At 33.4% G+C, this 643-nt stretch carries 1 pseudogene; it reads right to left on the minus strand.

Annotated features, from left to right (window positions below):
- Positions 1-643, minus strand: a pseudogene (locus FFR48_RS28275) (ATP-binding protein); the annotation flags it as partial.

Below are 643 nucleotides of genomic sequence, written 5' to 3' on the forward strand. Positions count from 1 at the left end.
CTAAATAAGATTCTAATTGTTCAATTCCATCACCTTGAGGATCGCGTTTTTTATCCCGCCACACTTTCAATTCAATCCCTAAAATAACATCTTTATAACGCAGACATAGATCCATTCTATCGCTACCAATTGCATATTCTCTTTCTAAAACTCCTCCACCATTAACTACACGATGTAAAAAAGCCATTAATACTATATGGGGTGCAATTTCATGGTAAGCAGCACTACTTAATAAAGGTTCTCCATGTTGTCGCCAAAACTTGAGAAATGCAGTCAATAAACTATCTATATTTAATTCACCTGTTGTAGTCAACCAACTAGGACTAATTAAAGGTAAACTATCCTGAGTTCCTTGGACTAAAACACGGGGAATTACTTCCCGATATATGGGATTAGAAATAACTAATCCTCCCCTGGGATCACGTCTTAATAATCCTAAATCTATTAAATATTGGCGATCATCTGCTAAAGTGTCAGGTAATGTTTGCCCTGCTAAAATGGGTTCAATAATATTTTTAACTCGTTTTTCTCTTAATCGTTCAGCTAAACTATCTAAATGAGTATCTTGACGATTAATTAATATTTCCTTGGCTGTTAAAATATGTTCTTTTGTAATAGTAATATTTCTATCTTTTACCATTTT

The sequence above is a fragment of the Sphaerospermopsis reniformis genome, assembly GCF_005402885.1.
Taxonomy (GTDB): domain Bacteria; phylum Cyanobacteriota; class Cyanobacteriia; order Cyanobacteriales; family Nostocaceae; genus Sphaerospermopsis; species Sphaerospermopsis kisseleviana.